At 63.0% G+C, this 23728-nt stretch carries 21 protein-coding genes and 1 pseudogene; 4 read left to right on the forward strand and 18 right to left on the reverse strand.

Annotated features, from left to right (window positions below; translation table 11 throughout):
* Positions 1-42: 42 nt before the first annotated feature.
* From urtD to BMY45_RS06660, 18 genes and pseudogenes are all read right to left on the reverse strand, one after another.
* A complete protein-coding gene (gene urtD, locus BMY45_RS06570) occupies positions 43-915 on the reverse strand; it encodes an urea ABC transporter ATP-binding protein UrtD (protein ID WP_092395844.1) in 873 nt (290 codons plus the stop codon).
* Positions 912-1991, reverse strand: a complete 1080-nt coding sequence (gene urtC, locus BMY45_RS06575; protein WP_092395846.1) for an urea ABC transporter permease subunit UrtC — start codon at positions 1989-1991, stop codon at positions 912-914. Before urtC ends, urtD begins: the two co-directional genes overlap by 4 nt.
* Positions 1991-3493: an urea ABC transporter permease subunit UrtB gene (urtB, locus tag BMY45_RS06580; protein ID WP_092395848.1), complete on the reverse strand. Its 1503-nt coding sequence runs from the start codon at positions 3491-3493 to the stop codon at positions 1991-1993. Before urtB ends, urtC begins: the two co-directional genes overlap by 1 nt.
* Positions 3494-3655: 162 nt before the next feature.
* On the reverse strand, positions 3656-4921 hold the full coding sequence (gene urtA / locus BMY45_RS06585) for an urea ABC transporter substrate-binding protein (protein WP_092395850.1): 1266 nt from the start codon (positions 4919-4921) through the stop codon (positions 3656-3658).
* 333 nt (positions 4922-5254) lie between these two features.
* On the reverse strand, positions 5255-6265 hold the full coding sequence (locus BMY45_RS06590; RefSeq protein WP_092395852.1) for a FecCD family ABC transporter permease: 1011 nt from the start codon (positions 6263-6265) through the stop codon (positions 5255-5257).
* Positions 6262-7209 (reverse strand): ABC transporter substrate-binding protein, encoded by a 948-nt coding sequence (locus BMY45_RS06595; RefSeq protein ID WP_092395854.1) that lies wholly within the window; start codon positions 7207-7209, stop codon positions 6262-6264. Before BMY45_RS06595 ends, BMY45_RS06590 begins: the two co-directional genes overlap by 4 nt.
* A complete protein-coding gene (locus BMY45_RS06600; protein WP_092395856.1) occupies positions 7206-7994 on the reverse strand; it encodes an ABC transporter ATP-binding protein in 789 nt (262 codons plus the stop codon). The genes BMY45_RS06595 and BMY45_RS06600 overlap by 4 nt, the downstream gene beginning before the upstream one ends.
* A gap of 198 nt (positions 7995-8192) precedes the next feature.
* A complete protein-coding gene (locus BMY45_RS06605) occupies positions 8193-9572 on the reverse strand; it encodes a PepSY-associated TM helix domain-containing protein (RefSeq protein WP_092395858.1) in 1380 nt (459 codons plus the stop codon).
* A gap of 125 nt (positions 9573-9697) precedes the next feature.
* On the reverse strand, positions 9698-11836 hold the full coding sequence (locus BMY45_RS06610) for a TonB-dependent copper receptor (RefSeq protein WP_092395860.1): 2139 nt from the start codon (positions 11834-11836) through the stop codon (positions 9698-9700).
* An 84-nt stretch (positions 11837-11920) separates the two neighbouring features.
* Positions 11921-12364, reverse strand: coding sequence for a DUF2946 domain-containing protein (locus BMY45_RS06615; RefSeq protein ID WP_371913914.1), 444 nt, complete (start codon positions 12362-12364; stop codon positions 11921-11923).
* A gap of 12 nt (positions 12365-12376) precedes the next feature.
* A complete protein-coding gene (locus BMY45_RS06620; protein ID WP_092395862.1) occupies positions 12377-12856 on the reverse strand; it encodes a copper chaperone PCu(A)C in 480 nt (159 codons plus the stop codon).
* Positions 12857-12903: 47 nt separating this feature from the next.
* Positions 12904-13308, reverse strand: a complete 405-nt coding sequence (locus BMY45_RS06625) for a DUF2946 domain-containing protein (RefSeq protein WP_092395864.1) — start codon at positions 13306-13308, stop codon at positions 12904-12906.
* A 328-nt stretch (positions 13309-13636) separates the two neighbouring features.
* Positions 13637-13867 (reverse strand): annotated as a pseudogene (locus BMY45_RS28330) (DNA-binding protein); the annotation flags it as partial.
* A 115-nt stretch (positions 13868-13982) separates the two neighbouring features.
* Positions 13983-14342: a DUF6124 family protein gene (locus tag BMY45_RS06640; protein WP_092395866.1), complete on the reverse strand. Its 360-nt coding sequence runs from the start codon at positions 14340-14342 to the stop codon at positions 13983-13985.
* A gap of 358 nt (positions 14343-14700) precedes the next feature.
* Positions 14701-15423 carry a cobalt-precorrin-6A reductase gene (locus BMY45_RS06645; protein ID WP_092395868.1) on the reverse strand — a complete coding sequence of 241 codons (723 nt, stop codon included), beginning with the start codon at positions 15421-15423 and terminating at the stop codon, positions 14701-14703.
* Complete coding sequence (locus tag BMY45_RS06650) at positions 15420-16517, reverse strand: cobalt-precorrin-5B (C(1))-methyltransferase (protein WP_092395870.1); 1098 nt, start codon at positions 16515-16517, stop codon at positions 15420-15422. Before BMY45_RS06650 ends, BMY45_RS06645 begins: the two co-directional genes overlap by 4 nt.
* The gene (gene cbiE, locus BMY45_RS06655) at positions 16510-17721 is read right to left on the reverse strand and encodes a precorrin-6y C5,15-methyltransferase (decarboxylating) subunit CbiE (RefSeq protein ID WP_092395872.1); all 1212 of its coding nucleotides are present in this window, start codon (positions 17719-17721) and stop codon (positions 16510-16512) included. The genes BMY45_RS06650 and cbiE overlap by 8 nt, the downstream gene beginning before the upstream one ends.
* Positions 17722-18021: 300 nt before the next feature.
* On the reverse strand, positions 18022-18927 hold the full coding sequence (locus BMY45_RS06660; RefSeq protein ID WP_092395874.1) for a zeta toxin family protein: 906 nt from the start codon (positions 18925-18927) through the stop codon (positions 18022-18024).
* 407 nt (positions 18928-19334) lie between these two features.
* Here BMY45_RS06660 and cobG point away from each other — a divergent pair, with 407 nt between their 5' ends.
* From cobG to cobJ, 4 genes are read left to right on the forward strand one after another with little or no spacing between them, the layout of a single operon-like run.
* Entirely contained in the window at positions 19335-20654 is a 1320-nt protein-coding gene (gene cobG, locus BMY45_RS06665) for a precorrin-3B synthase (RefSeq protein ID WP_256573626.1), read from the forward strand.
* Positions 20647-21273, forward strand: coding sequence for a precorrin-8X methylmutase (locus tag BMY45_RS06670; protein ID WP_047227378.1), 627 nt, complete (start codon positions 20647-20649; stop codon positions 21271-21273). The genes cobG and BMY45_RS06670 overlap by 8 nt, the downstream gene beginning before the upstream one ends.
* Complete coding sequence (locus BMY45_RS06675; RefSeq protein WP_092395878.1) at positions 21270-22004, forward strand: precorrin-2 C(20)-methyltransferase; 735 nt, start codon at positions 21270-21272, stop codon at positions 22002-22004. Before BMY45_RS06670 ends, BMY45_RS06675 begins: the two co-directional genes overlap by 4 nt.
* On the forward strand, positions 22004-23695 hold the full coding sequence (gene cobJ / locus BMY45_RS06680; RefSeq protein ID WP_092395879.1) for a precorrin-3B C(17)-methyltransferase: 1692 nt from the start codon (positions 22004-22006) through the stop codon (positions 23693-23695). The genes BMY45_RS06675 and cobJ overlap by 1 nt, the downstream gene beginning before the upstream one ends.
* The last annotated feature ends 33 nt before the right edge of the window (positions 23696-23728 follow it).

Here is a 23728-nt window from a genome sequence, read left to right on the forward strand (position 1 = left end):
GCTCCCACGGGCCCGCTCCCACAGGGGGAATGTATTTGCAGGCTACCGACCGAGATACACCTCGATCACCCGCTCATTGTCCTGCACCTGCGCCAGCGACCCTTCGGCCAGCACGCTGCCCTGGTGCAACACCGTGACGTGGTCGGCAATCGCGCCGACGAAGCCCATGTCGTGCTCCACCACCATCAGCGAGTGCTTGCCTGCCAGGGATTTGAACAGCTCGGCGGTGAACTCGGTTTCGGCGTCGGTCATGCCCGCCACCGGTTCGTCGAGTAGCAAGAGCTGCGGGTCCTGCACCAGCAACATGCCGATCTCCAGAAACTGTTTCTGCCCGTGGGACAGCAGGCCGGCGGCGCGATTGACCGACGTCGTCAGGCGAATGGTCTCCAGCACTTCGCTGATGCGGTCGTTCTGCTCGCCGGTCAGTTTCGCCCGCAGGCTGGCCCATACCGACTTGTCGGTTTTGAGCGCCAATTCGAGGTTCTCGAATACGCTCAGAGCTTCGAACACCGTGGGTTTCTGGAACTTGCGGCCGATGCCGGCCTGGGCGATCTGCACTTCGCTCATGCTCGTCAGGTCCAGGGTTTCACCGAACCAGGCCTTGCCATGGCTGGGCCGGGTCTTGCCGGTGATCACGTCCATCAAGGTGGTCTTGCCCGCGCCGTTGGGACCGATGATACAGCGCAGTTCACCGACGCCGATGTACAGGTTCAGAGCGTTCAGGGCCTTGAAACCGTCGAAGCTGACGCTGATGTCTTCCAGGGTCAGGATGGTGCCGTGGCGGGTGTTCAGGCCAGTGCCTGCGGCGTGGCCGAGGCCGATGGCATCGCGGCTGCTGCCTTGGTCCCGATTGGCATCGATAGGAGGGTCGAGGATGGGTTCGAGCATGAAATCGGCCGTCGGTGTGATTCTCATTGTTCGCCTCTCTTCTTCAGCAAGCCGATCACGCCTTTAGGCAGATACAGCGTCACGATGATGAACAGCGCGCCAAGGAAGAACAGCCAATACTCGGGAAACGCCACGGTGAACCAGCTCTTCATGCCGTTGACCACGCCGGCGCCCAGCAGCGGCCCGATCAGCGTGCCGCGTCCACCGAGGGCGACCCACACGGCGGCTTCGATGGAGTTGGTCGGCGACATCTCGCTGGGGTTGATGATGCCTACCTGTGGCACATACAGCGCCCCAGCCAGGCCGCACAGCACTGCGCTCAACACCCAGACGAACAGCTTGAAGCCACGGGGGTCGTAGCCGCAGAACATCAGGCGGTTTTCCGCGTCGCGCAGGGCGGTCAGCACTCGGCCGAACTTGCTGCGGGCCAGGCGCCAGCCAATGAACAGGCTCGCCACCAAGAGCAGTACCGTGGCCAGGAACAGCACCGCCCGGGTGCCCGGTTCGGTGATGCCAAAGCCCAGGATCGAGCGGAAATTGGTGAAGCCATTGTTGCCGCCGAACCCGGTTTCATTGCGGAAAAACAGCAGCATCCCGGCAAACGTCAGGGCCTGGGTCATGATCGAGAAATACACGCCCTTGATCCGCGAGCGGAAGGCGAAGAAGCCGAACACCAGCGCCAGCAAACCTGGCGCCAGCACCACCAGGCACATGGCCCAGAGGAAGCTGTCGGTGCCGCTCCAGTACCAAGGCAGTTCGGTCCACGACAAAAAGGTCATGAACGCCGGCAAGCCGTCACCGGCGGCCTGGCGCATCAGGTACATGCCCATGGCATAGCCGCCCAGCGCGAAGAACAGGCCATGGCCGAGGGACAACAGGCCGGCGTAACCCCAGACCAAGTCCAGCGCCAGGGCAACGATGGCGTAGCAGAGAATCTTGCCCACCAGGGTCAGGGTGTAAGCCGAAACGTGCAGCGGGTTATCCACCGCCAACAGCGACAGCAGCGGCAGGCTCAGCAGCACTGCCAGGATCAGCGCGCCGACGGCGACGGTGACTTTGGGGCCGGCCTTTTGCGCGGCGGTGAGCATCAGGGGCTGGTTCATCAGTCGATTACCCGTCCTTTGAGCGCGAAGAGGCCTTGCGGACGCTTCTGGATGAACAGAATGATCAGCGCGAGGATCAGGATCTTGCCGAGCACGGCGCCGATCTGCGGTTCAAGAATCTTGTTGGCGATGCCCAGCCCGAACGCGGCGAACACACTGCCGGCCAACTGACCGACGCCACCTAGCACCACCACCAGGAACGAGTCGATGATGTAGCTCTGGCCCAGGTCCGGGCCGACGTTACCGATCTGGCTCAGGGCCACGCCACCGAGCCCGGCGATGCCCGAGCCGAGGCCGAACGCGAGCATGTCCACGCGGCCGGTGGGCACGCCGCAGCAGGCGGCCATGTTGCGGTTCTGGGTCACGGCACGCACGTTCAGGCCCAGGCGGGTCTTGTTCAGCAGCAACCAGGTCAGCACCACCACGAACAGCGCGAAAGCGATGATCACGATGCGGTTGTAGGGCAGCACGAGATTCGGCAGTACCTGGATGCCGCCGGACAGCCAGGCCGGGTTGGCGACTTCGACGTTCTGCGCGCCGAACATCAGGCGCACCAGTTGGATCAGCATCAGGCTGATGCCCCAAGTGGCGAGCAGGGTCTCCAGGGGGCGCCCATAGAGGTGACGGATCACCGTGCGCTCCAGGGCCATGCCGATGGCGGCGGTGATGAAAAACGCCACCGGCAGTGCGATCAGGGGGTAGAACTCGATGGCGTTTGGAGCGAAGCGCTGGAACAGCATCTGCACCACGTACGTGGAGTAGGCGCCGAGCATCAGCATCTCACCGTGGGCCATGTTGATCACCCCCAGCAAACCGAACGTGATCGCCAGGCCGAGCGCAGCCAGCAGCAGGATCGAGCCCAGGGACATGCCGCTGAAGGCCTGGCCCAGCAGTTCGCCGACCAACAGCTTGCGCTTGACCTGGCCGAGGCTGGTTTCGGCGGCGGTGCGCACCGTGGCGTCAGTTTCAACGCCGGGTTCGAGCAGGCCTTCGAGGCGGGTGCGGGCCAACGGATCGCCGGTTTCCCCCAGCAGCCGCACGGCAGCCAGACGAACCGACGGGTTGGGGTCCACCAGTTGCAGGTTCGCCAACGCCAGGCTCAGGGCAGCATGCACGTCTTCGTCCTGCTCGCCGGCCAACTGCCTGTCGAGAAATGCCAGTTGGGCCGGGCGGGCGCTTTTTTGCAGTTGCTGGGCGGCGCTCAAGCGCACGCTGGCGTCAGCGGCCAATAGTTGATGGCTGGCCAGGGCGGTTTCAATCAACCCTCGCAAGCGGTTGTTCAGACGCAGAGTCTTGGGCTGGCCGTCGACGGTCAACTGGCCTCGTTGCAAGGCGTTGATCAGTTCGACACGCTCAGGTTCCGGTTGCGCGGCCCAGGCTTCCAGCAGCTTGGCTTGCTGGGGAGGCTTGGCGGCGACGAAATCTTCGGCATCACCGGCGTGGGCCTCCAGTGGCAATAGCAGCACCAGGGCGAGGATGAGGCGATAGAGGGCGGTGGGCATATGCTTGGCCTTGCGCGAACTTCTTTCTATGTGGGAGCGAGCCTGCTCGCGATAACGGAGAGTCAGTCACATCATTTCTAGCTGAACCACCGCTATCGCGAGCAGGCTCGCTCCCACAAGGTTGTGTATCGGTCCTGGGATCAAGGACCGACACCCATGGGCTCAGTTGCTCTTCACCGCATAGTCAGGCTTCTTGTCGTTGCCTTCGATGAACGGGCTCCACGGCTGGGCGCGGATCGGGCCTTCGGTCTGCCAGACCACGTTGAACTGGCCGTCGTCCTGGATCTCGCCGATCATCACCGGCTTGTGCAGGTGGTGGTTGGTCTTGTCCATGGTCAGGGTGTAGCCCGACGGTGCGTCGAACGTCTGGCCGGCCAGGGCTTCGCGGACTTTGTCGACGTCGGTGGACTTGGCTTTTTCAACCGCTTGGGCCCACATATGGATGCCGACGTAGGTGGCTTCCATCGGGTCGTTGGTCACGGCTTTATCGGCGCCTGGCAGATTCTTGGCTTTGGCGTAGGCCTTCCAGGAGTCGACGAATTTCTTGTTCGCCGGGTTATCCACGGACTCGAAGTAGTTCCACGCCGCCAGGTTGCCCACCAGCGGTTTGGTGTCGATACCGCGCAGTTCCTCTTCGCCCACCGAGAACGCCACCACCGGTACGTCGGTGGCTTTCAGGCCCTGGTTCGCCAGTTCTTTGTAGAACGGCACATTGGAGTCGCCGTTGACCGTGGAGATGACCGCGGTCTTGCCACCGGCCGAGAATTTTTTGATGTTGGCCACGATGGTCTGGTAGTCGCTGTGGCCGAACGGGGTGTAGACCTCTTCGATGTCCTTGTCTGCCACACCTTTGGAATGCAGGAACGAACGCAGGATCTTGTTGGTGGTGCGCGGGTAGACGTAGTCGGTGCCCAGCAGGAAGTAGCGCTTGGCACTGCCGCCTTCTTCGCTCATCAGGTATTCCACCGCCGGAATCGCCTGCTGGTTCGGCGCCGCGCCGGTGTAGAACACGTTCGGCGACATCTCTTCGCCTTCGTATTGCACCGGGTAGAACAGCAGGCCGTTGAGCTCTTCGAACACCGGCAACACGGATTTGCGCGACACCGATGTCCAGCAGCCGAACACCACCGCGACCTTGTCCTGGGTCAGCAACTGGCGGCCTTTTTCCGCGAACAGCGGCCAGTTCGATGCCGGGTCCACGACCACCGCTTCGAGCTGCTTGCCGTTGACCCCACCCTTGGCGTTGATCTCGTCGATGGTCATCAGCGCCATGTCCTTGAGGGACGTCTCGGAGATCGCCATGGTGCCGGACAATGAATGCAGGATGCCGACCTTGATGGTTTCGGCGGCCTGGACGGTCCAGGCCATGCCCATCGCGGCAATGCTTGCCGAGAGTGTGAAAGCCTTGATCAAGCTACGACGCTTCATTGTGCGATCTCCGTGCAATTATGAGTTTTTTTCGATGGCAGATGCGGACGCTGAAGGGGCTTTTGCAAGGGGTGTGCCCGGTTGGAGAAAGGCTTGGGAATGCGGGGTTGGGGCGGCGGAGTAAAAGTGCAGACGCACCATCAATGAACGCAGCAAGGGTGCTGGTGCGATCAGATGCGCCACATTGGGGCGAAGGGATTGCAGTCCCCCTGTGGGAGCGAGCCTGCTCGCGATGGCGGCATGTCAGTCACATCTCTACTGGCTGATCCACTGCCATCGCGAGCAGGCTCGCTCCCACAGGGTATTTTGTAGGTCAGGGACACGGGGAAGGGCTTAGCGACGGCGCATCAACCCGATGAAAAACAGGCCGCCAATGGCCGCCGTGGCGACGCCAATGGGCAAGTCTTCCGGGGCGATCAGGGTTCGGGCCGCCACATCCACCCACACCAGGAACAGGCTGCCCAGCAGCACGCAGGCCGGCAGCAGCCGACGGTGCTCGGCGCCCACCAGGCGCCTGGCGATGTGCGGCACCATCAGCCCGACAAAACCGATCGAGCCGCTGATGGACACCAGCACGCCGGTCATCAGCGAGGCGATCAGGAAAATCCACAACCTCACCTTCGCCGCGTTCAGGCCCAGGGTCACGGCGGTCTGTTCGCCCGCCATCAGTGCATTGAGCGGTCGAGCCATGCCCAGCAGCAATCCCAGCCCCAGCAACACACTGGCCGCCGGCACCGCCAGCAATTCCCAGCGCGCCAGGCCCAGGCCGCCGAGCATCCAGAACATCACTGCGGAACTGGCGCGATGGTCACCCAAAAACAGCAAGAGGTTGGCCGCCGCCATCATCACGAATGACACCGCCACGCCGCACAGCAACAGGCGATCGCTTTCCAGACGGCCTTGGCGGCTGGCGATGGCCAGTACCAGCAGCATGCTCAACAACGCGCCGATAAATGCGGCCAGCGGCAGGGTCAGCAGGCCGATGATCTCACCGACATGCAGCACCACAATGACTGCACCCAGGGTCGCGCCGGACGTGACGCCCAGCAGGTGCGGGTCGGCCAGGGGGTTGCGCGTCACCGCTTGCAGGACCGCACCGATCAGCGCCAGCCCCGCGCCCACCAGGGCACCGAGCAGCAGGCGCGGTACGCGGATCAGCCAAACGATATGTTCCTGGCCGGGCGACCAGTACACGTCACCCACACCGAAAGCCTTGTTCAGCAGGATGTCCCAGACCACAGCCACCGGCACCCGCGCCGGCCCGAACCCCAGGGACACCACGCACGACACCAGCATCAGTGCACCGAGGCACACCAGCAGCGCGCCATAGCGACGATTGCTCATGGGCGGTGAAAACCCTTTGCCAGGGTTTGTACCGCCAATACGTTATCGATGCCCGGCGTGGCCTGGACGTAGGGGATCACGATGAAGCGCCGGTGCTTGATCGCATCCACCGATTGCAGGGCCGGGTTGTTCAGCAAAAACTGCTGCTTCTGCTCGGCGCTGACTTCGCCGTAATCGACAATCACGATCACTTCGGGATTGCGCTCGACCACGTTCTCCCAGCTCACCCGGGTCCAACTGGTCTCAACGTCATCGAGAATGTTGCGTCCACCCGCGGCATCGATCAGCGCTTGAGGCATGCCGAGACGTCCGGAGGTCATGGCGCGGTCTTCGCCGCTGTCATACAGGAACACCCGGGGCTGGTCGGGCGGTAAATGCTCGCGCACTTCGGCCACTTGGGCCTGCATTGAGGCGATCAAGGCATTGGCGCGGTCCTGTACGTCGAAAATCTTCCCCAGGTTGCGCAGGTCGTTGTAGGTGTCTTCCAGGGTGGCCGGCGGGCGTTTCATCACGAACGCGCAGGATTCGGTCAGCTCGTACACGTTGATGCCCAGCGGTTGCAGGGTTTGCGGCGTCAAGTCGCCGCCCACCCGCATGCCGTAGTCCCAGCCGGCGAAGAAGAAGTCCACGTTGGCATTGAGCAGGGTTTCCACCGACGGGTATTTGGCGGCCAGCTCCGGCAAGCCATCGAGGATTTTCTCCATGTCGGGCGTCACTGACTTCCAGCCACTGATGCCGCTGTAGCCCACCATGCGCGGCTTGAGCCCGAGGGCGAGCATCATCTGGGTCATGTTGATGTCATGGCTGACGGCGTGTTTCGGGGCCTGGTTGAAGGTGACCTCGCGGTTGCAACTGTGGATCGTCAGCGGGTAGCGGCTGGCCTCGGCCAAAGCATGTGCACTGCCGAGCAGCAGCGGCAGAAGCAGCAGGGAACGCAAGATCATGGTTGGGTTATCCAGGTGATTCGGGGGTGGGCGGCCAAGGGATGTTCGTCAATCAGCGCCTGCACGCCAAATACGTCGCGCAATAGCGTGACCGTCAGCACTTCCTTGGGTGTGCCGCTGGCGACGATGTGTCCGTGGTCGATGACGTAGAGCCGATCGCAGAACGCGGCGGCCAGGTTCAGGTCGTGGATGCTGGCGAGGGTGCCGATTCCCAGGCGTTTGATCAGTTGCAGCAGTTGGAGTTGATAACGCGGATCGAGGTGATTGGTCGGCTCATCGAGGATCAGCAGCTGCGGCTGCTGCGCCAGGGCGCGGGCCAGGATCACCCGCTGCTTTTCCCCGCCCGAGAGTGTGGCGAAAGCATGGTCGCCGAAGCCTTGCAGCCCTACCGATTCGAGTGACTGGCTGACCAGGCGCAGGTCCTGCTGATTGTCGCCATCGAACAGGCCTTTGTGCGGCGTGCGGCCCATCGCGACCACTTCCTGGACCGTCAGGCCGAAGGCGTCGGGAAACTCTTGCAGTACCACGGCGATGCGTTGGGCGCACCAACGCGAGGACTGTTTCCAAACGTTGTGATGGTCGAGTTTCACCTCGCCCGCCTCCGGCTGACTGAACCGATAGGCGCAGCGCAACAGACTGGTCTTGCCGCTGCCATTGGGCCCGATCAACCCGACAAACTCCCCGGCACCCACCTGCAACGTGGCGTCACGCAGCTGGAACTGGTGATGGCAGTGGCCATGGCCCAGGGGTGTCCAGGCGAGGTGGGAGAGGGTTAGTGCGGTCATGCAGCTACTCAAATGATTGGATCGAAACACAGTTCCCTTGTGGGAGCGAGCCTGCTCGCGATAGCGGTGGATCAGCCTGCAGAGAGGTGGCTGACAGACCGCAATCGCGAGCAGGCTCGCTCCCACAGGGAACTGCTACACCTTGGAAGCGGGCGCGATTGTAGAGGTTTCGCGCCGCCTGTCGTTAACGCGCTGTCTTCAGCTTGAAGATGAAAGCCCCTCAGGCTGGCGATTGAAACGGGTGACGAGCCGATCCAGCAACCACACCACCAGCAGCGAAGCCCCCACCAGCGGAAAAACCGCTGCCAGGGCCAGCATGATGAATACCCCGGTCTTCCAGGTCGGCAAGTCGTGACGCAGCGCGGGTACGCCGAACCTGCCCTGGGGCCGACGCTTCCACCAGATCACCACGCCGCTGACGGCGCTGAGCAGGATCATCAGGCAAATCAGCAGCACGATGATCTGGTTCAACGGGCCGAACATCTTGCCTTCGTGTAGCATCACGCCGGTTTCGGTGGCGCGGGCGACGATGCCGTAATGTTCCCAACGCACATCCGCCAGGACCTTGCCGCTGTATTGGTCCACGTGCAGGGTCGCGTCGTTGCGCGGGTCATCGGCGAATACCGCGATGGTGAATACGCCCGTGGCGGTGGTCGGCAGGGTGATGCTGTAACCAGGTTCCACTTTGCGACCGGTGGCGATGTCCTGCACCGCTTGCAGGCTGACGTTCGGCGCGGCGGGGCCTTCATGGGCGCCGCCGTGGGCCATGTGTTCGGCATGGTCGCCGGACATCGGCATCGGGGTATTTTCCACGGCCCAGGGTACGGTCTGGCGGTGCGCATTGTTGAGGCTGCCGGCCGCGACGTCGGACTTGGGCATGTCGTTCCACATCGCCGCCGGGAAACGGTTCCACAGGTCGGCGTATTGCTTGCCCCAGAAGCCGGTCCAGGTCATGCCGCTGAGCAGCATCACCAGCAGAAAGGCCGCGCCCCAGAAGCCGACGACCCCATGCAGGTCGCGCCAGAACACGCGACCGCGAGCGCCCCAGCGTGGCCACAGCACCCCGGCCGACGATTGCCCGCGAGGCCACCACAGGTACAGGCCCGACACCACCAGGACCACGCCCCAGCCAGCGGCCATTTCCACCAGTCGGTCACCCACGGTGCCGATCATCAACTCACCGTGGATGGCCCGGGCGATGGCTTGCAGGTTGTCCTTGGCGTCCTGCTCACCGAGGACATCGCCATGGTACGGGTCGATGAACACGTTCAGTTCGCGGCCCTTGTCGATCACCACGAACTGCGCGCTGCGCTCGGCATTGATCGGTGGCAGGTACTGTTTGACCTGGCCTTCAGGGTAGGCGTGGCGGACCTGTTTGAGCAGGTCGTCCGCCGCCAGGGTGTGATGCCCGGCGGGTACGTTCAGCAGGCTGCCGTACATCAGTGGGTCGAGTTGCGGCTTGAACAGGTAAATGATGCCGGTCAGGGCCAGCATCACCATGAATGGCGCCACGAACAGCCCGGCATAAAAATGCCAGCGCCAGGCCAGGTTGTAGAAGTTGGGTTTCGGTTGGCTCATCAGAAAGCGCTCCGCAGGGCAAATGTGATCGTTATGTTTTTGCGGTTGCTGCGCAACCGATTGCGGGCAAGCCTGGCTCCCAGAGCCATGCAATCCTGTGGGAGCAAGGCTTGCCCGCGATGCTTTTAGAAACTCATATCCACCTTGGTCCAGAGCGTGCGCCCCGGTTCGTTGATGGCTTGCGGGTCACTCGCCGGGTAGCCGAACCCGGCGTTGCCGGCCAGGTTCAGGTGTTCGGCGTAGGCTTTGCCAAACAGGTTGTCGACGCCGCTGCTGACCTTCCAGTGTTTATTGATGCGGTAGGCGCCGTTGAGGGAGAACACCCCGAACCCGGAGCTCTTGCCGTAGTCCTTGCCCACCACGTTGCCCTTGTTCTCGTCGACACGGTTTTGCGCGGCCACCACGCGCCACAGGGCACCAGCGCTCCAGCGGTCTTCGCTGTAGGTCAGGCCCAGGCGGGCATCGAGCGGCGGCATCTGCGCCAGGGCGCTGCCATCGCTGCTGTTTTTGCCCCAGGCGTAGGCCAGGCTGGCATCGGCTTTCCAGCGCTCGGTCAGCTTGTAGGCCGCGCCCAGCTCGCCGCCCATGATCCGTGCATCAATGTTCTCGGCCCGGGAGGTGGTGCCCATCATGCCGGGGGTGTAATCGAACAGGATGTAGTCGCGCACCTGCCCGACGTACCCCGATGCCCAGGCTTCGAGGGTGTCGGTCTTGTACTGCAGGCCGAAGTCGAGTTGGGTGGTTTTCTCCGGCTTGATCGAGTCGAAGGCGTTCACGGACCCGGCAGGGCCGGTTTTCGGTGAAAACAGCTCCCAGTAATCCGGGAAGCGTTGCGTGTGACCAACACCTGCATACAGGGTGGTCGGGCTATCCGCCAAGTCATGCTCGTAACGTACAAAGCCGCTGGGTAAGGTGTCGGCGCGGGTTTCGTCCGCTGTGGGATTGGGTTGTGCCGACATGCCGGAGCCGATGCTTTGCCGGTAATCCTTGGCCGAGGCACGGTCGAGACGGGCGCCGCTGACCAGCCTGTCGCGGTCGGCGGCGTACCAGGTCAATTCACCGAACACGCCGTAATTGTGAAAGTCGGCGTCCTTGGTGCGCGGCCGTTCCTTGTAGGTGTCGATGCCCATGCTACTGCGTTGGCGATGCTCGTTGGTCTGGGCATCCAGGCCGCTGATCAATTGCACATCGGCCCAGCGCCAGGTGGCCTTGATGCGTGCGCCGAGGGTGCGGCGGTCGACGTTGGACGCCATGGGGCCGGCCATCATCCCGGTGCCGGACGGCGTGCGCAGCGTGTAGTTGTCCATCACATGGTCGGCGTAGTTGTAGTAGACCTGCGCCTCGATCGTATCCAGCACATCGCCAATGTTCGATCGCTCGAAACGCAAGCCCAGGCTTTCACGCTTGAACTGCGAGCCATCCATGCCACGCCCGGCGTAGCGTGCTTCACCGTCGCCCTTGCCGGCGGTCAGTTCCAGCAGGGTATCGGCATCCGGCGTCCAGCCCAGCGCCACGTCGCCGTTCCACTTGTCATAGCGCGACGGCACCGTGTCATTGTTGCCGTCACGGTAATCGTCCGAATGAGCGGTGTTGCCGATCACTCGCACGTAACCCAACGGCCCGCCGGCCGCCGCATCCACGACCTTGTCGAAGCGCCCGTTGGAACCGGCCAATACGCTGGCGTTAACCCGGGTGCCCAGTTCACCGAACTGCTCCGGCTCGCGCTCGAACAGGACGGTCCCGGCCGATGCGCCCGGGCCCCAGAGCACGGTTTGCGGGCCCTTGATCACGGTGAGTTTGTCGTAGGTTTCCGGCGAAATATAGGACGTCGGCGCGTCCATCCGACCTGGGCAGGCGCCCAGCAGCATGCTGCCGTTGGTGAGGATGTTCAGCCGCGAGCCGAACATGCCCCGCAGTACCGGGTCGCCATTGGTGCCGCCGTTGCGCACCAGGGCGAAACCGGGAATGGTCTTCAGATAATCGCCGCCGTCGCTGGCCGGTACCGGTTGGCGCGGATCCTTGGGGTTGGTGACCACGGTCAGGGGCGAGCTGGGGGCGATGGCGGTAATGACCGTCGGGCTCAGCTCTTCGATCTTAGCTTCGTGCTTAGCTTCGTGGTGAGCATGCTCGTCGGCCAGCGCACAGGGCGCGAGTAGCAGGCCGCACAGTGCGGTGGCGGTGTAGCGAAAACGAACCCGTGGCTCGTTCGGGGGGCAGCGAACCTGGGCTGCGCCCAATGCGATGCCGGCAGAAAACCTGGACATGATGATTCCATCGAACAGACGTAAACGACACGGTCGGGCAACCTGAGGGCTGTCTTTGCGACCGAGTGAGATTAAGTGTCGGGTCTATGCGAGGAGGGGCGGTGCGCGGGTGCGGGCACCGGGGAAGAATGACGTCCGGGCATGGCCCAGGCGTGGCGAGGGGCTGGTGTAGGTGTGGGGTGGCGGTGTATCGAAGGCGGCGAAGCCATGCCCCCCCGTCAGCGCAGGGCAATTGAACAGCAGGCTGCAATAACCACACTTTTCCCACAGTACGTGATGCTCGCTCTGGGGCGGGCAATGTTCGGCTGTGGGTGCTTCATGCTCGGCGTGAACGCCCGCCGACATGTCCATTTCCATTTCCATGTTCATGGTCATGGACGAAGACATGCGCTGATCCATCGGCATCGACTGAGAAATCAGTGGACCGATAAAGATCATCAGCATGGCGAACAGGCTGATCCAGCTGCCGCGTGTCAGGCTCATCAGCTGACGGCGGGGCATGACCGACCTGGCGCGGGGAGTTCGCATCGGCAGAAGTTATCAGTGGGCGTGCATTTGGGTTTTGCTGCTGTCGGGGGCTTTTTTCTGCACCGCGACATCGACCGTCACATCCCCGGCTTTTTCGAAATGCAGGGTCAGAGGGAAGCGTTTGCCGTCGCTGAGCAGGCTGCGATCTTCCAGCTCCAGCAGCATCACGTGATAGGCCATGGGTGCGAAGGTGACGCTCGCGCCAGGAGCGATCTCCACGGCAGCTACTTGTTGCATTTTCATCAGGTCGTCTTGCTTTACATGCTCATGGAGCTCGGCTTTGCCGGCAATCGGCGTGTCGACACTGAGCAGTCGGTCGGCGGTGGTGCCGTTGTTGTGAATCACGAAATACGCGGCCACGGTCGGCGCATTGGGCGGCAATTCCTGGGACCACGGATGGGCGATTTCAAGCTCGCCCGCTTTGTACTGGTGAGCTTGGGCGAAGCCTGCGGGAAGCAGCAGGGCGGCCAGCAGGATAAGTCTGTTCAGCATGGGTCATTCTCCGGAACGATTCAGGGCGCAGGGTCATGCGGGAAGAATCAGGCCAGAGGTGAGGCGCGGGGATTGAGGCTCGGCCATTGCTGGCGCGGTGTGGGGCTGTCGAGCAGTGGATGGGCAGGGCCGCGATGGGCCGGCTGAGCATCCAGATACAATTGCGGAGCGTGGGCGGCGAGCGCCACCAGGGGCGGCGACCCCGCACAGCACCAGCAATGCTGCATCGTCGAGTGATCGTCGTTCTGCGGGGTGCTCTGCTCGAACTTGCCCAGGGAAATCGCCACCAGTTTCGTGCCGCTGGAAGAGCAGAAACTGCCCCACAGCAATTGCTCGGCTGGCGACTGGGCCTGTGCCATCGCGCCACCGCTGCCGGAAAGCGGCATGGCAAGCATGTTGAACAGCACTGCAAAGCAGGCGATCCAGGCAAATGCAAGCCGTTGTCGGGACATGGGGCAATCCGCTCGGTTGGACGATCAGGTGGCGGTATTTAGCCTGATCGGGGTTGATAAGTAAAAAGAGTGCGTGCGGTGTAGGGTCGCAGGGCTGGTATTAACAGTAGCAACAGTTTTGTAAGTGGATGCTTTTGTGTCGAGGGCGCTTGCTCCCGCTCGGTTGTAGGAGCTGCCGAAGGCTCGGGCGTTCGGACGATCTTTTGATCTTTTGATCTTTCGCTTGAGACTCAAGCGTTTGGGGAAAGATCGCAGCCTCGTTGCACTCGACAGCTCCTACGGCCCAGCGGGAGCAAGCGCCCTCACCACGGAGATCGTTCCCAATCTACGTTATATCTTTTGCGCGAGCGATATCGTTAAGGGCTGCTCGAGTCAGAACGCCATCACCCGTGTCTTCTTCGAGGCAAGCATCCAAGTAAGCCATCATTTCTGCATGCGTTTTGAGATAGCTAGCAGCGTCGAAACGCGTAAAAGCTTCATCTCGTAGAATCCGGGCGAACTCAGGATCACGATTGGCACGCTTCGCAATTGTATGTTTATAGCTTCGTGTAAGGGCCATTTCGTTACCTAAAATCTAAGGGTATTGCGTAATTTTTTTGTGGCGAGGGGATAAAACCCCTCGCCACAGGAGTGGGCTTGGCCTATTGATTTTGCCAAACCCCAAACCCTGTCGCTTATCTCGGGTCGACCACATCCAACGCCCGATTTGCCAGCAATTGGCCCAGCTCAATCATCTGCTGGACCCCTTGCGCGATATGTCGTCGCGAGCCCTCCAGATCGAATGCCAGGTCGCTGACCATGGCATTGGCCGAGGCCAGGGTTTCGCTGAGGTTGGCGAGCAGGCATTCGGCGTTGATGTTAGGTGCGATGACGAAAATGGTATCTAGCCTGTCGGATGGTTCTTTTTCGGCTGACGGCTTGAGGTAATAGTCCAAGGCGCGGGTAGCAGCGTCGTCGAGTTTTTTGGCGTTGGTCAACTGACAACGGGATGTGTGGTCGTCTGGGGTTGGGGGATTCGGTGTGTTCTTGAACATTGCTGGAAACTCCATGTTATGGAGCCGCAACCGTTTCGCGACTAAACGAAGGGCGGCGGCTGTGCGCAGGTTAGTCGACCGGGGAGTCCAGCATTACCGGCGCGCCCGAAGGCGCCCTGCGCACAACCACCATCAAGTGCAGGATGGATACCTGACTGGACGGAGCTCATGAACCTGCTGAAAACCAAGGGCGACTAAACCCGATCACTGATGGGCAGTGACGGGAATCAAGTTACCGATGGCCTCCAAGGCGCACAAGCCGGCGGATTCTGGCCCAGTTGTAGGCAGCGGCGCAAGGTGACGTAGCTTGCTGGCGTAGTTCCGACAGGACAGGCTTGTAGGACGGTGCAGGTTTCTGTCAGACCAAATGCCGAAGCCCCTGCAACACCTCATCCACCGTCCCAAACTCCCGATCCACCCCCGCCAACACCGGTCGCCGCAAAACCAACACCGGCACCCCCCGCTCCCGCGCCACTTCCAGCTTCGGCTCGGTGGCCGTGCTGCCGCTGTTCTTGCTGACCAGCACATCGATCTGCCGTCGCTCGAACAGTTCGCGCTCAGCGTCAATATGAAACGGCCCACGGGCACCAATGACTTCGCAGCGCTCATTACCGGGGTAAACATCCAGGACGCGCAGGGTCCAGAATTGCTCGGGCGGGATTTCGTGCAGGTGTTGCAGCGGCTCGCGGCCCAGGGTGAAGAGGGGGCGGTGGAACGGTTGCAGGGCCTGGATCAGTTCGGCCCAGTTGGCCACTTCGCGCCAGTCATCCCCGACCTGGGGTTGCCATGCCGGACGGCGCAGGGCCCAGCAGGGGATGCCGCAAGCGCGGGCGGCGTGGGCGGCGTTGTGGCTGATTTGCGCGGCGTAGGGGTGAGTCGCATCCAGCAGCAGGTCGATGCCTTGATCATGAATGAATTGCGTCAGCCCTTCGGCGCCGCCGTAGCCGCCGACGCGCACCTGACAGGTCAGGTCGGTGGGAACGCGGCCGATACCCGCCAGGCTGTAGATGTGTGTTGGGCCCAGGGTGCGGGCGATGGCCAGGGCTTCGGTGACGCCGCCCAGCAGCAGGATGCGTTTCATTTGAGAGCTCCGGCGTGACCGACCACTGCACCCTGGCGGTCGATGGCGAAGACTTCGACCTGGACCTGAGCCGGTACGATGCTACGGGCGAAGGCCAGGGCGTGTGCGCAAACTGTGTCGCCGAGCGCGATGCCGACGGCGCTGGCCATCGCCAGGGCTTGCTGGCTGGTGTTGGCCTCGCGAATGCCTTGCTGCAAGGTTTCATCGGCGCCGATGGCCGCAGCCCATTCGGCCAATTGTGGCAGGTCGATGCTCGAGTGACGGCTGTGCAGGTCCATGTGGCCCGCAGCGAGTTTGCTGATCTTGCCAAAGCCACCGCAAAGGCTGAGCTTCTCCACGGGCACCTTTCGCACATGCTTGAGCACCGCGCCGACGAAATCGCCCATTTCGATCAGGGCGATTTCCGGCAGGTTGTAGACCCGGCGCATGGTGTCTTCGCTGGCGTTGCCGGTGCAGGCCGCGATGTGCAGGTAACCGTTGGTTTTTGCCACGTCGATGCCTTGGTGGATCGAGGCAATGTAGGCCGCGCAAGAGAACGGTCGGACGATGCCGCTGGTGCCTAGAATCGATAGCCCGCCGAGAATCCCTAGCCGTGGATTCATGGTCTTCAGCGCCAGCGCCTCGCCTCCCTCCACGTTGACTGTGACCTCGAAGCCGCCGGCATAACCGACTTCCTCGGCCAGCCGTCCCAAGTGGTCGCTGATCATTTTGCGCGGCACCGGGTTGATCGCCGGCTCACCGACGGCCAGCACCAGTCCCGGCCGTGTCACCGTGCCCACGCCGCGTCCGGCAACGAAACGAACGCCTGGCCCGTCCGTCAGCCGCACCTGGGAGAACAGCAACGCGCCGTGGGTCACATCCGGGTCATCGCCGGCATCCTTGATCGTCCCGGCTTCGGCGCCCTGCTCGGTCAGCCGGCAGAACTCCAGGCGCATCTGCACCTGCTTGCCTTTGGGCAGCACGATATCGACGGCATCGGCCTGGATGCCACAAAGCAGCAACCGCGCCGCCGCCAGACTGGTGGCGGTGGCGCAGCTTCCGGTGGTCAGGCCACTGCGCAGGGGCGCGGGTTGTTCGGCGGTTTCGTCACGCATCGAAAGGTTTCGTCAGGTCCAGCAAGGTGATCGGCAATGCCTGGCGCCAGGTGTCGAAATCGCCCAATGGCTGGGCCTGGGCAATGTGGATACGGGTCAGTTCGCCGCCATGCAGCTCGCGCCAGTTCATCAGCGTCATCTCGCTCTGCAGCGTCACCGCATTGGCCACCAGCCGTCCGCCAGGCTTGAGCTGGGCCCAGCAAGCGTCGAGCACGCCCTCGCGGGTTACGCCGCCGCCGATAAATACCGCGTCCGGCGGCTCCAGTCCTTCCAGAGCCTGCGGTGCCCGCCCGCGGATCAGTTGCAGGCCGGGCACGCCAAGGGCGTCACGGTTACGTTCGATCAACCCTTGGCGGCCTTCGTCGGCCTCGATGGCCAGGGCTCGGCAACTGGGGTGGGCGCGCATCCATTCGATACCGATGGAGCCGCTGCCCGCCCCCACATCCCAGAGCAGTTCTCCGGGCATCGGGGCCAGGCGGGCGAGGGTAATGGCGCGCACGTCGCGTTTGGTTAGCTGGCCATCATGCTCAAACGCGGCGTCCGGCAAACCGGCCAAGCGCGACAGGCGCAACGCCGAGGGTTCGGCCCGGCATTCGACGGCGATCAGGTTCAGGTCCGCGACGCAGGGATCGGACCACTGTGCCGCACAGCTTTCGATCCGCCGTTCGGCCGCGCCGCCCAGGTGTTCGAGCACGGTCATGGGGCTGGGGCCGAAGCCGCGCTCGCGAAGCAGCGCCGCCACGGCAGCAGGACTGTGACGGTCGTTGCTCAGCAGCAACAGCCGGACGCCTGTGGATAAATGCGCGGTGAGTGCCGCCAGGGGCCGCGCCACCAGCGACAGGGTGACCACCTCCTGTAAGGGCCAACCCATGCGGGCCGCCGCCAGCGAACAGGACGAGGGTGCCGGGACGACCAGCATTTCATCGCCCCGCACCTGTTTGGCGAGGCTGGCGCCCACGCCATAGAACATCGGATCGCCGCTGGCCAGCACGCACACCGGCTCGCCGCGCCGTGCCAGCAGCGGTTCGAGGGAAAATGGACGGGGCCACAGCTCCCGTTCACCGCGGATGCACAGCGGCAAGAGCGCCAGTTGGCGTTCGCTGCCCAGAATGCGCGACGCCCGCAGCAAAGCGTGGCGGGCCGTTCGGCCCAGGCCCTTGAAGCCGTCTTCACCGATGCCCACTACGGTCAGCCAGGGGGTCATCTCTGTTCCTCGAATGGATAGGGTTGATCGGCGGGCTTGTTGCGCGCGCGAACCGGGCCGCCATCATACCGTGCGTCTTCGGTTATGGCGTGGGCCGTTGCGAGCCTGCCGGCGTGCGGCGCCGATTCAGACAGACCGCTATCGCGAGCAGGCTCGCTCCCACAGTTTTGGGGGAGGCACTAGGTCTGTGTTTGCCACAGGTCCCGCAGAGTCTGTGGCCGTCACAAATCCCCTGTGGGAGCGAGCCTGCTCGCGATGCGCCGGCACATTCAACCCCACCTTCTCACGCAGGCAGCCGATTCATCGGTAGACGTATTTGAGGATATAGGCATACAGGTCGTTGTAGACCGACTCGGGTACGTGTTCAGCATGGGCCTGGGTCTTGAGCAGTGTCAGGTGGCACTCCTTCACCATTTCTTCGCGATCGCCAATGAGGTGGAGGCGGTTGTTGGTGATGATCTCGAAGGCATTTGCATAAACCACCTTCGGTCCCGCGATAAGCAAAGTCCCGTCCGGATCGAGGGTATAGGTGTTTTGAATGCGCAGGATCCGTTCCTTCAAGGGGCCGAACCCGCGCTCGTACAAGAATATCTGCGAGCCGCTGACTGCTTTGGCGGCCGTCTCGATAGCCAGCAGGGTCGGCTGGGCATTGCCCAGGCTGGCATTGAGCGCCGATAGCGTGACGAACCTTTCCAGCTCCTGTTTCTCCAGGCTTCTGAGGGCTCTTTTGATACTCGATAGATGAGTGAACTCTTTCTTGCAGGCGATGATGTGGGTTTCGAGCTGATAGCCCGCTGCCGTGGCCATCGGCGGGAAGGCCGCAAAATCGCTGCCGTCGAATGCGCATTCCATGATGATGTTGTATTTGTTCCTGAACGCCTCTGCGAAGATTTTCGAGCAAACCTCTCGAACAAAGGCCTCGGTATGCTCATAAGCATGCAGCACACCGCGTTGGATCATCTGGGCGTAGTGAGGGTGTTTTTCCCGGTATTCGGGCAAGTACAGGCGAACATAGTTGTCGTAGCGCCCGGAGGGCAGGAGGCTTTTTTCCAGCAGATAGGTTTTTCCCGATCCCTGCGATCCGGCGACGATCAGCATTTTGGGGACGGACTCGGCCGTGATGCCATTGAACAGCGTGTCGGTGATTTCGGTGAACGCGGTCGTGACCTGTTCCGGGGTGTAGGCGTAGTTCGATGCGTGTGGCATATCCTGATGTCCTTATCAAAGATTCCCATGAAGTGAAGTGAGTGGTTGCCCTTTTCAATAAAGCGGGGTTTTGCGGCGTGTTCAAATGAGCGTGTGTTCCAAGATATGTATCTGTTTTTTAAGGTAAAAATACCTACAGGGAAGGCGCCGGCAACTTACGTCAGCGTGCCCGGCACAGAACCCCATTGGCGGGCTTGTTCGCGAAGGCCTTGGCACATTCAACATCACCCTTTCAGGTGGACCGCTATCGCGAACAAGTTCGATCCCTCCGTTTTTGTGGCCGTGATCGCCTCCCTGGCACAGCACGATGCCCGTAATCCGACCAGCAAGCTTTTCATGCCCCCCGGCAAAGCAGGCATAATGGCGGGCCTTCGCCGTTGCGGCGTGCCTTATCTACCGGTTTGCCCTTGAACGAACGTCCATCATCCAGCGTCATACGCCCCTCGGGTTGTCCGGGGTTGCTGCGTGTCGTCCAGGCGCTGGACGGTGGGATCTGCCGGATCAAGCTCGACGGTGGTTCCATTCAGGCCGATCAGGCCGACGCCGTGGCGTGGGCGGCCGAGCGGTTCGCCGGTGGCGTGATCGAGGCGACCAACCGCGCCAACTTGCAAATCCGTGGGATTGGGCCCCGGCACGATGCGTTGATCGAGCCCTTGCTGAACGCCGGACTGGGCCCCCGCAAACTGGCCGGCGATGACGTGCGCAACCTGATGCTCAGCCCCACGGCCGGGATCGACCGGCAGATGCTGCTCGATACCCGTCCGTTGGCCGCGCGGATTCTTTTCACCCTGCAAACCCATGAACGCTTCCATGAGCTGTCGGCCAAGTTCGCCGTGCAATTGGACGGCGGGGAAGGGTTGGCGATGCTTGAACATCACCATGACCTGTGGCTCTCGGCGCTGGTTTGCAACGGCGAGCCGTGGCTGGCCTTCGGGCTGGCCGGCACCCCGCTGGATAAGCCGGACGGCGCTGTGCGCCTGGCCCAGGCACATGATTTGGTGGTGGCGGTGCTGGAGTTATTTCTCGACCTGGCCCGCTCCGACCAGACGCGCATGCGTCACTTGCTGGCCGAAATCCCGAGGGATGAGTGCCTCGTCCCGTTGGCCCGCCGCGTGGCGTTGCAGCCCTGCGCGGATTGGCGGCGGGACCAGTCCATCGACGGATTGCACATCGGCATCCATTCCCAGCACGACGACCGGGTCTACGTTGGCGCGGCGGCACCTCTGGGCCGGCTTGACGCCGTCATGCTGCGCGCAGTGGCGCAACTGGCGCGGGACAAGGGCGACGCCAGTTTGCGTTTCACCCCCTGGCAAAGCCTGTTGCTGCCCAACGTGCGCCGCGAGGAAGCGGACGACGTGCTGGCGCGGCTCGAAGGGTTGGGGTTGTTGTGTGCAGTCGATCAACCCTTGGCGCAACTCATCGCTTGCACCGGCTCCAGTGGCTGCGGCAAAGCCTTGGCCGACACCAAGGCCGATGCTCGTCAATTGGCCGAGCTGCTGCAACGTCAGGGCCGCGCCCTGAAGATCCATCTGTCGGGCTGTCCGCGTTCCTGCGCAGCGGCCCATGTCGCGCCCGCCACCTTGCTGGCGGTCGCCCCCGGTCGTTACGACCTGTATTTTCGCGATGCGACGCAGCCGGGTTTCGGCGCGTTGCAGGCGCACGATCTAACTATTGAAGCGCTCGGCCACTGGTTCGACGCTCGCCCCCGGAGCCCCCTTGATGCTTGATTACATCCGCGACGGTCAGGAGATCTATCGCAACTCCTTCGCGATCATTCGCGCCGAAGCCAACCTGGCGCGCATTCCGGCCGACCTGGAAAAACTCGCGGTGCGGGTGATTCACGCCTGCGGCATGGTCGAGGCTGTCGATGGGCTGCAGTTTTCCGAGGGCGCCGGCACGGCGGGACGCCAGGCGCTGGCCGCCGGTGCGCCGATCCTGTGCGATGCACGGATGGTTTCCGAGGGCGTGACCCGGGCTCGCCTGCCCGCGAACAATCCGGTGATCTGTACCCTGCGCGACGAGAGCGTGCCGGCGTTGGCCCTTGAGTTGGGCAACACCCGCTCGGCCGCCGCCCTGGAGCTTTGGCGTCCGCACCTGGAAGGCAGCGTCGTGGTGATCGGCAATGCGCCGACCGCCCTGTTCTACCTGTTGGAAATGCTCGATGCCGGCGCGCCGAAACCGGCACTGATTCTCGGCTTTCCGGTAGGTTTCGTCGGTGCCGCTGAGTCCAAGGCGATGCTGGCGGCCAACAGCCGTGGCGTGCCGTTCGTGATCATGCAAGGCCGGCTCGGCGGCAGCGCCATGGCCGCCGCCGCCGTCAACGCCCTCGCTACGGAGATTGAATGATGCAGCAGCCTGGACGTCTGATTGGCCTCGGCGTTGGCCCCGGTGACCCGGAACTGATTACGGTCAAGGCCCTGCGCCTGCTGCGCGAATCGCCGGTGGTGGCGTACTTCGTCGCCAAGGGCAAGAAGGGCAACGCCTTCGGCATCATCGAGGCGCATCTGCAGGAGGCACAAACGTTGTTGCCACTGGTCTATCCGGTGACCACCGAAGCGTTGCCGGCACCGCTGTCCTATGAACAGGTCATCGCCGACTTCTACGACACCGCTGCCCAACAGTTGGCCGTGCATCTGGATGCCGGTCGCGACGTGGCGGTGATCTGCGAGGGCGATCCGTTCTTCTACGGCTCCTACATGTACTTGCACGATCGCCTGGCCGAGCGCTATGACGCCGAAGTGATTCCTGGCGTGTGCTCGATGCTCGGGGGCGCCTCGGTGCTGGGTGCGCCGCTGGTCTATCGCAACCAGAGTCTGTCGGTGCTCTCCGGCGTATTGCCCTTTGAGGAACTCAAGCGCCGCCTGGCCGATGCCGATGCGGCGGTCATCATGAAGCTGGGACGCAATTTCCCCAAGGTCCGTCAGGTACTCCAGGAACTGGGCCTGGACGGCCGAGCGTTGTATGTCGAGCGGGCAACCATGGCCAACCAGAAGATCGTGCCGCTGGATGAAGTCGAGCCCATGTCCTCGCCGTACTTCTCGCTGATCATCGTGCCGGGCGAACGGTGGCAAGGTTGATGACGTCCAAGGCGCCGGCCATCGTCATTCTCGGCCTCGGCAGCCTCGCAACGGCCCGGCGGATCCAGCAGCGCTACCCTGATGCCTTGATCCACGGCCTGGCCGGACGGGTTGAGGGTGCGGACAGCCAATACCACGAGTTCGGCGCGACGCTGCGCGAGCTCTACCAACAGGACAGGCCGATCATTGCCCTGTGCGCGGCCGGCATCGTTATCCGCACGCTGGCGCCGCTGCTGCTGGAAAAAGGCGTCGAACCGCCAGTGCTGGCAGTGGCCGAGGATGGCAGCGCCGTGGTGCCGCTGCTTGGCGGGTTGGGCGGGGTCAATGTCATGGCCCGTGAGATCGCGGCAGCGTTGCAAGTCGCTCCAGCAATCACCACCAGCGGCGAATTGCGTTTCGGCACCTGCCTGCTCAATCCGCCGAGCGGTTACCGTCTTGACGACCTGGAGCAGGGCAAACGCTTTGTGTCGGATCTGCTGGCCGGTGAGTCGGTGCGTATTGAGGGGGCTGCGCCATGGCTGGATCAGGCGCAACTGCCCCAGGATGAACAGGCGCGTCTGGCCATTCGTGTTGACTGCGCAGCGGCTGCGCCCGCACCGGATGAATTGCGGATTTATCCGCGCACTGTGGTGGTGGCGGTGCCCGCGGGTGCGCCGGTGTCCATTGACGAAGTTTTGCGTGAAGCCGGTCTGGCGGTGCAATCGCTGGCGTGTCTGTTGGCGGCGGACAGCGACATGGCGCGTCCGGATCTACAGGCAGCCGCATCGGCATTGAACGTGCCGCTACGGTTCGCAGGGGCCAGTGCTGACGTTGCCCAAGGGTTGAGCGATGCCCTTGAGCAACCGGCAGCGGTGCGCAGGGTGGGCGATTGTGCGATCGCCGTAGCCGAGCAGCCCCTCGACCCCCAACAGATCGGCCGTCCGCGCGGGCGTCTTGCCGTGATCGGCCTTGGCCCGGGCGCTGCCGATCTGATGGTGCCGGCCGTGCGCGCCGAACTCGACCGAGCCACCGATGTGCTGGGCTACGAAACCTACGTACGCATGGCCGGTCCCTTTCGGCCCGATCAGGTGCAGCACTGCACCGATAACCGCGAGGAAATGCAGCGTGCCCGGCATGCCTTCGAGCTGGCGGCCCAGGGGCGCTCCGTGGTGGTGGTGTCGTCCGGCGATCCAGGCGTTTTCGCCATGGCCGCCGCGGTGCTCGAAGCGCTGCACGAATCGAAGGATGCCCACTGGCACAACGTCGACTTGCAAATTCTCCCTGGCGTCTCGGCCTCCCTGGCCACCGCCGCCCAGGCCGGTGCGCCGCTGGGTCATGATTTTTGCGTGATGTCGCTGTCGGACAATCTCAAGCCATGGTCGATCATCGAGAAACGCCTGGATCTGGCGGCTGAAGCAGACCTGGCCCTGGCGTTCTACAACCCGATCTCCCGTTCCCGACCGTGGCAGCTGGGGCGAGCGCTGGAAATCGTCGCGCAACATCGCACGCCGCACACGCCGGTGGTATTGGGGCGTGACATCGGGCGTCCGGGCCAGACCCTGCGGGTCACGACTCTGGGGCAGTTGACCCCGGACCAGGTGGACATGCGGACCATGGTGCTGGTGGGGTCTTCCACCACTTGCGTGTTCCCTCGCGCTGAAGGTGGCGACTGGGTCTATACCCCGCGCTGGTATGGCAGCAAACCTCTTTGATTCGCCTCGGCAGCCCGTTCGGGCTGCCATTAT

The sequence above is a fragment of the Pseudomonas sp. NFACC39-1 genome (assembly GCF_900110355.1).
In the GTDB taxonomy this organism is placed as follows: Bacteria; Pseudomonadota; Gammaproteobacteria; order Pseudomonadales; family Pseudomonadaceae; genus Aquipseudomonas; species Aquipseudomonas tehranensis.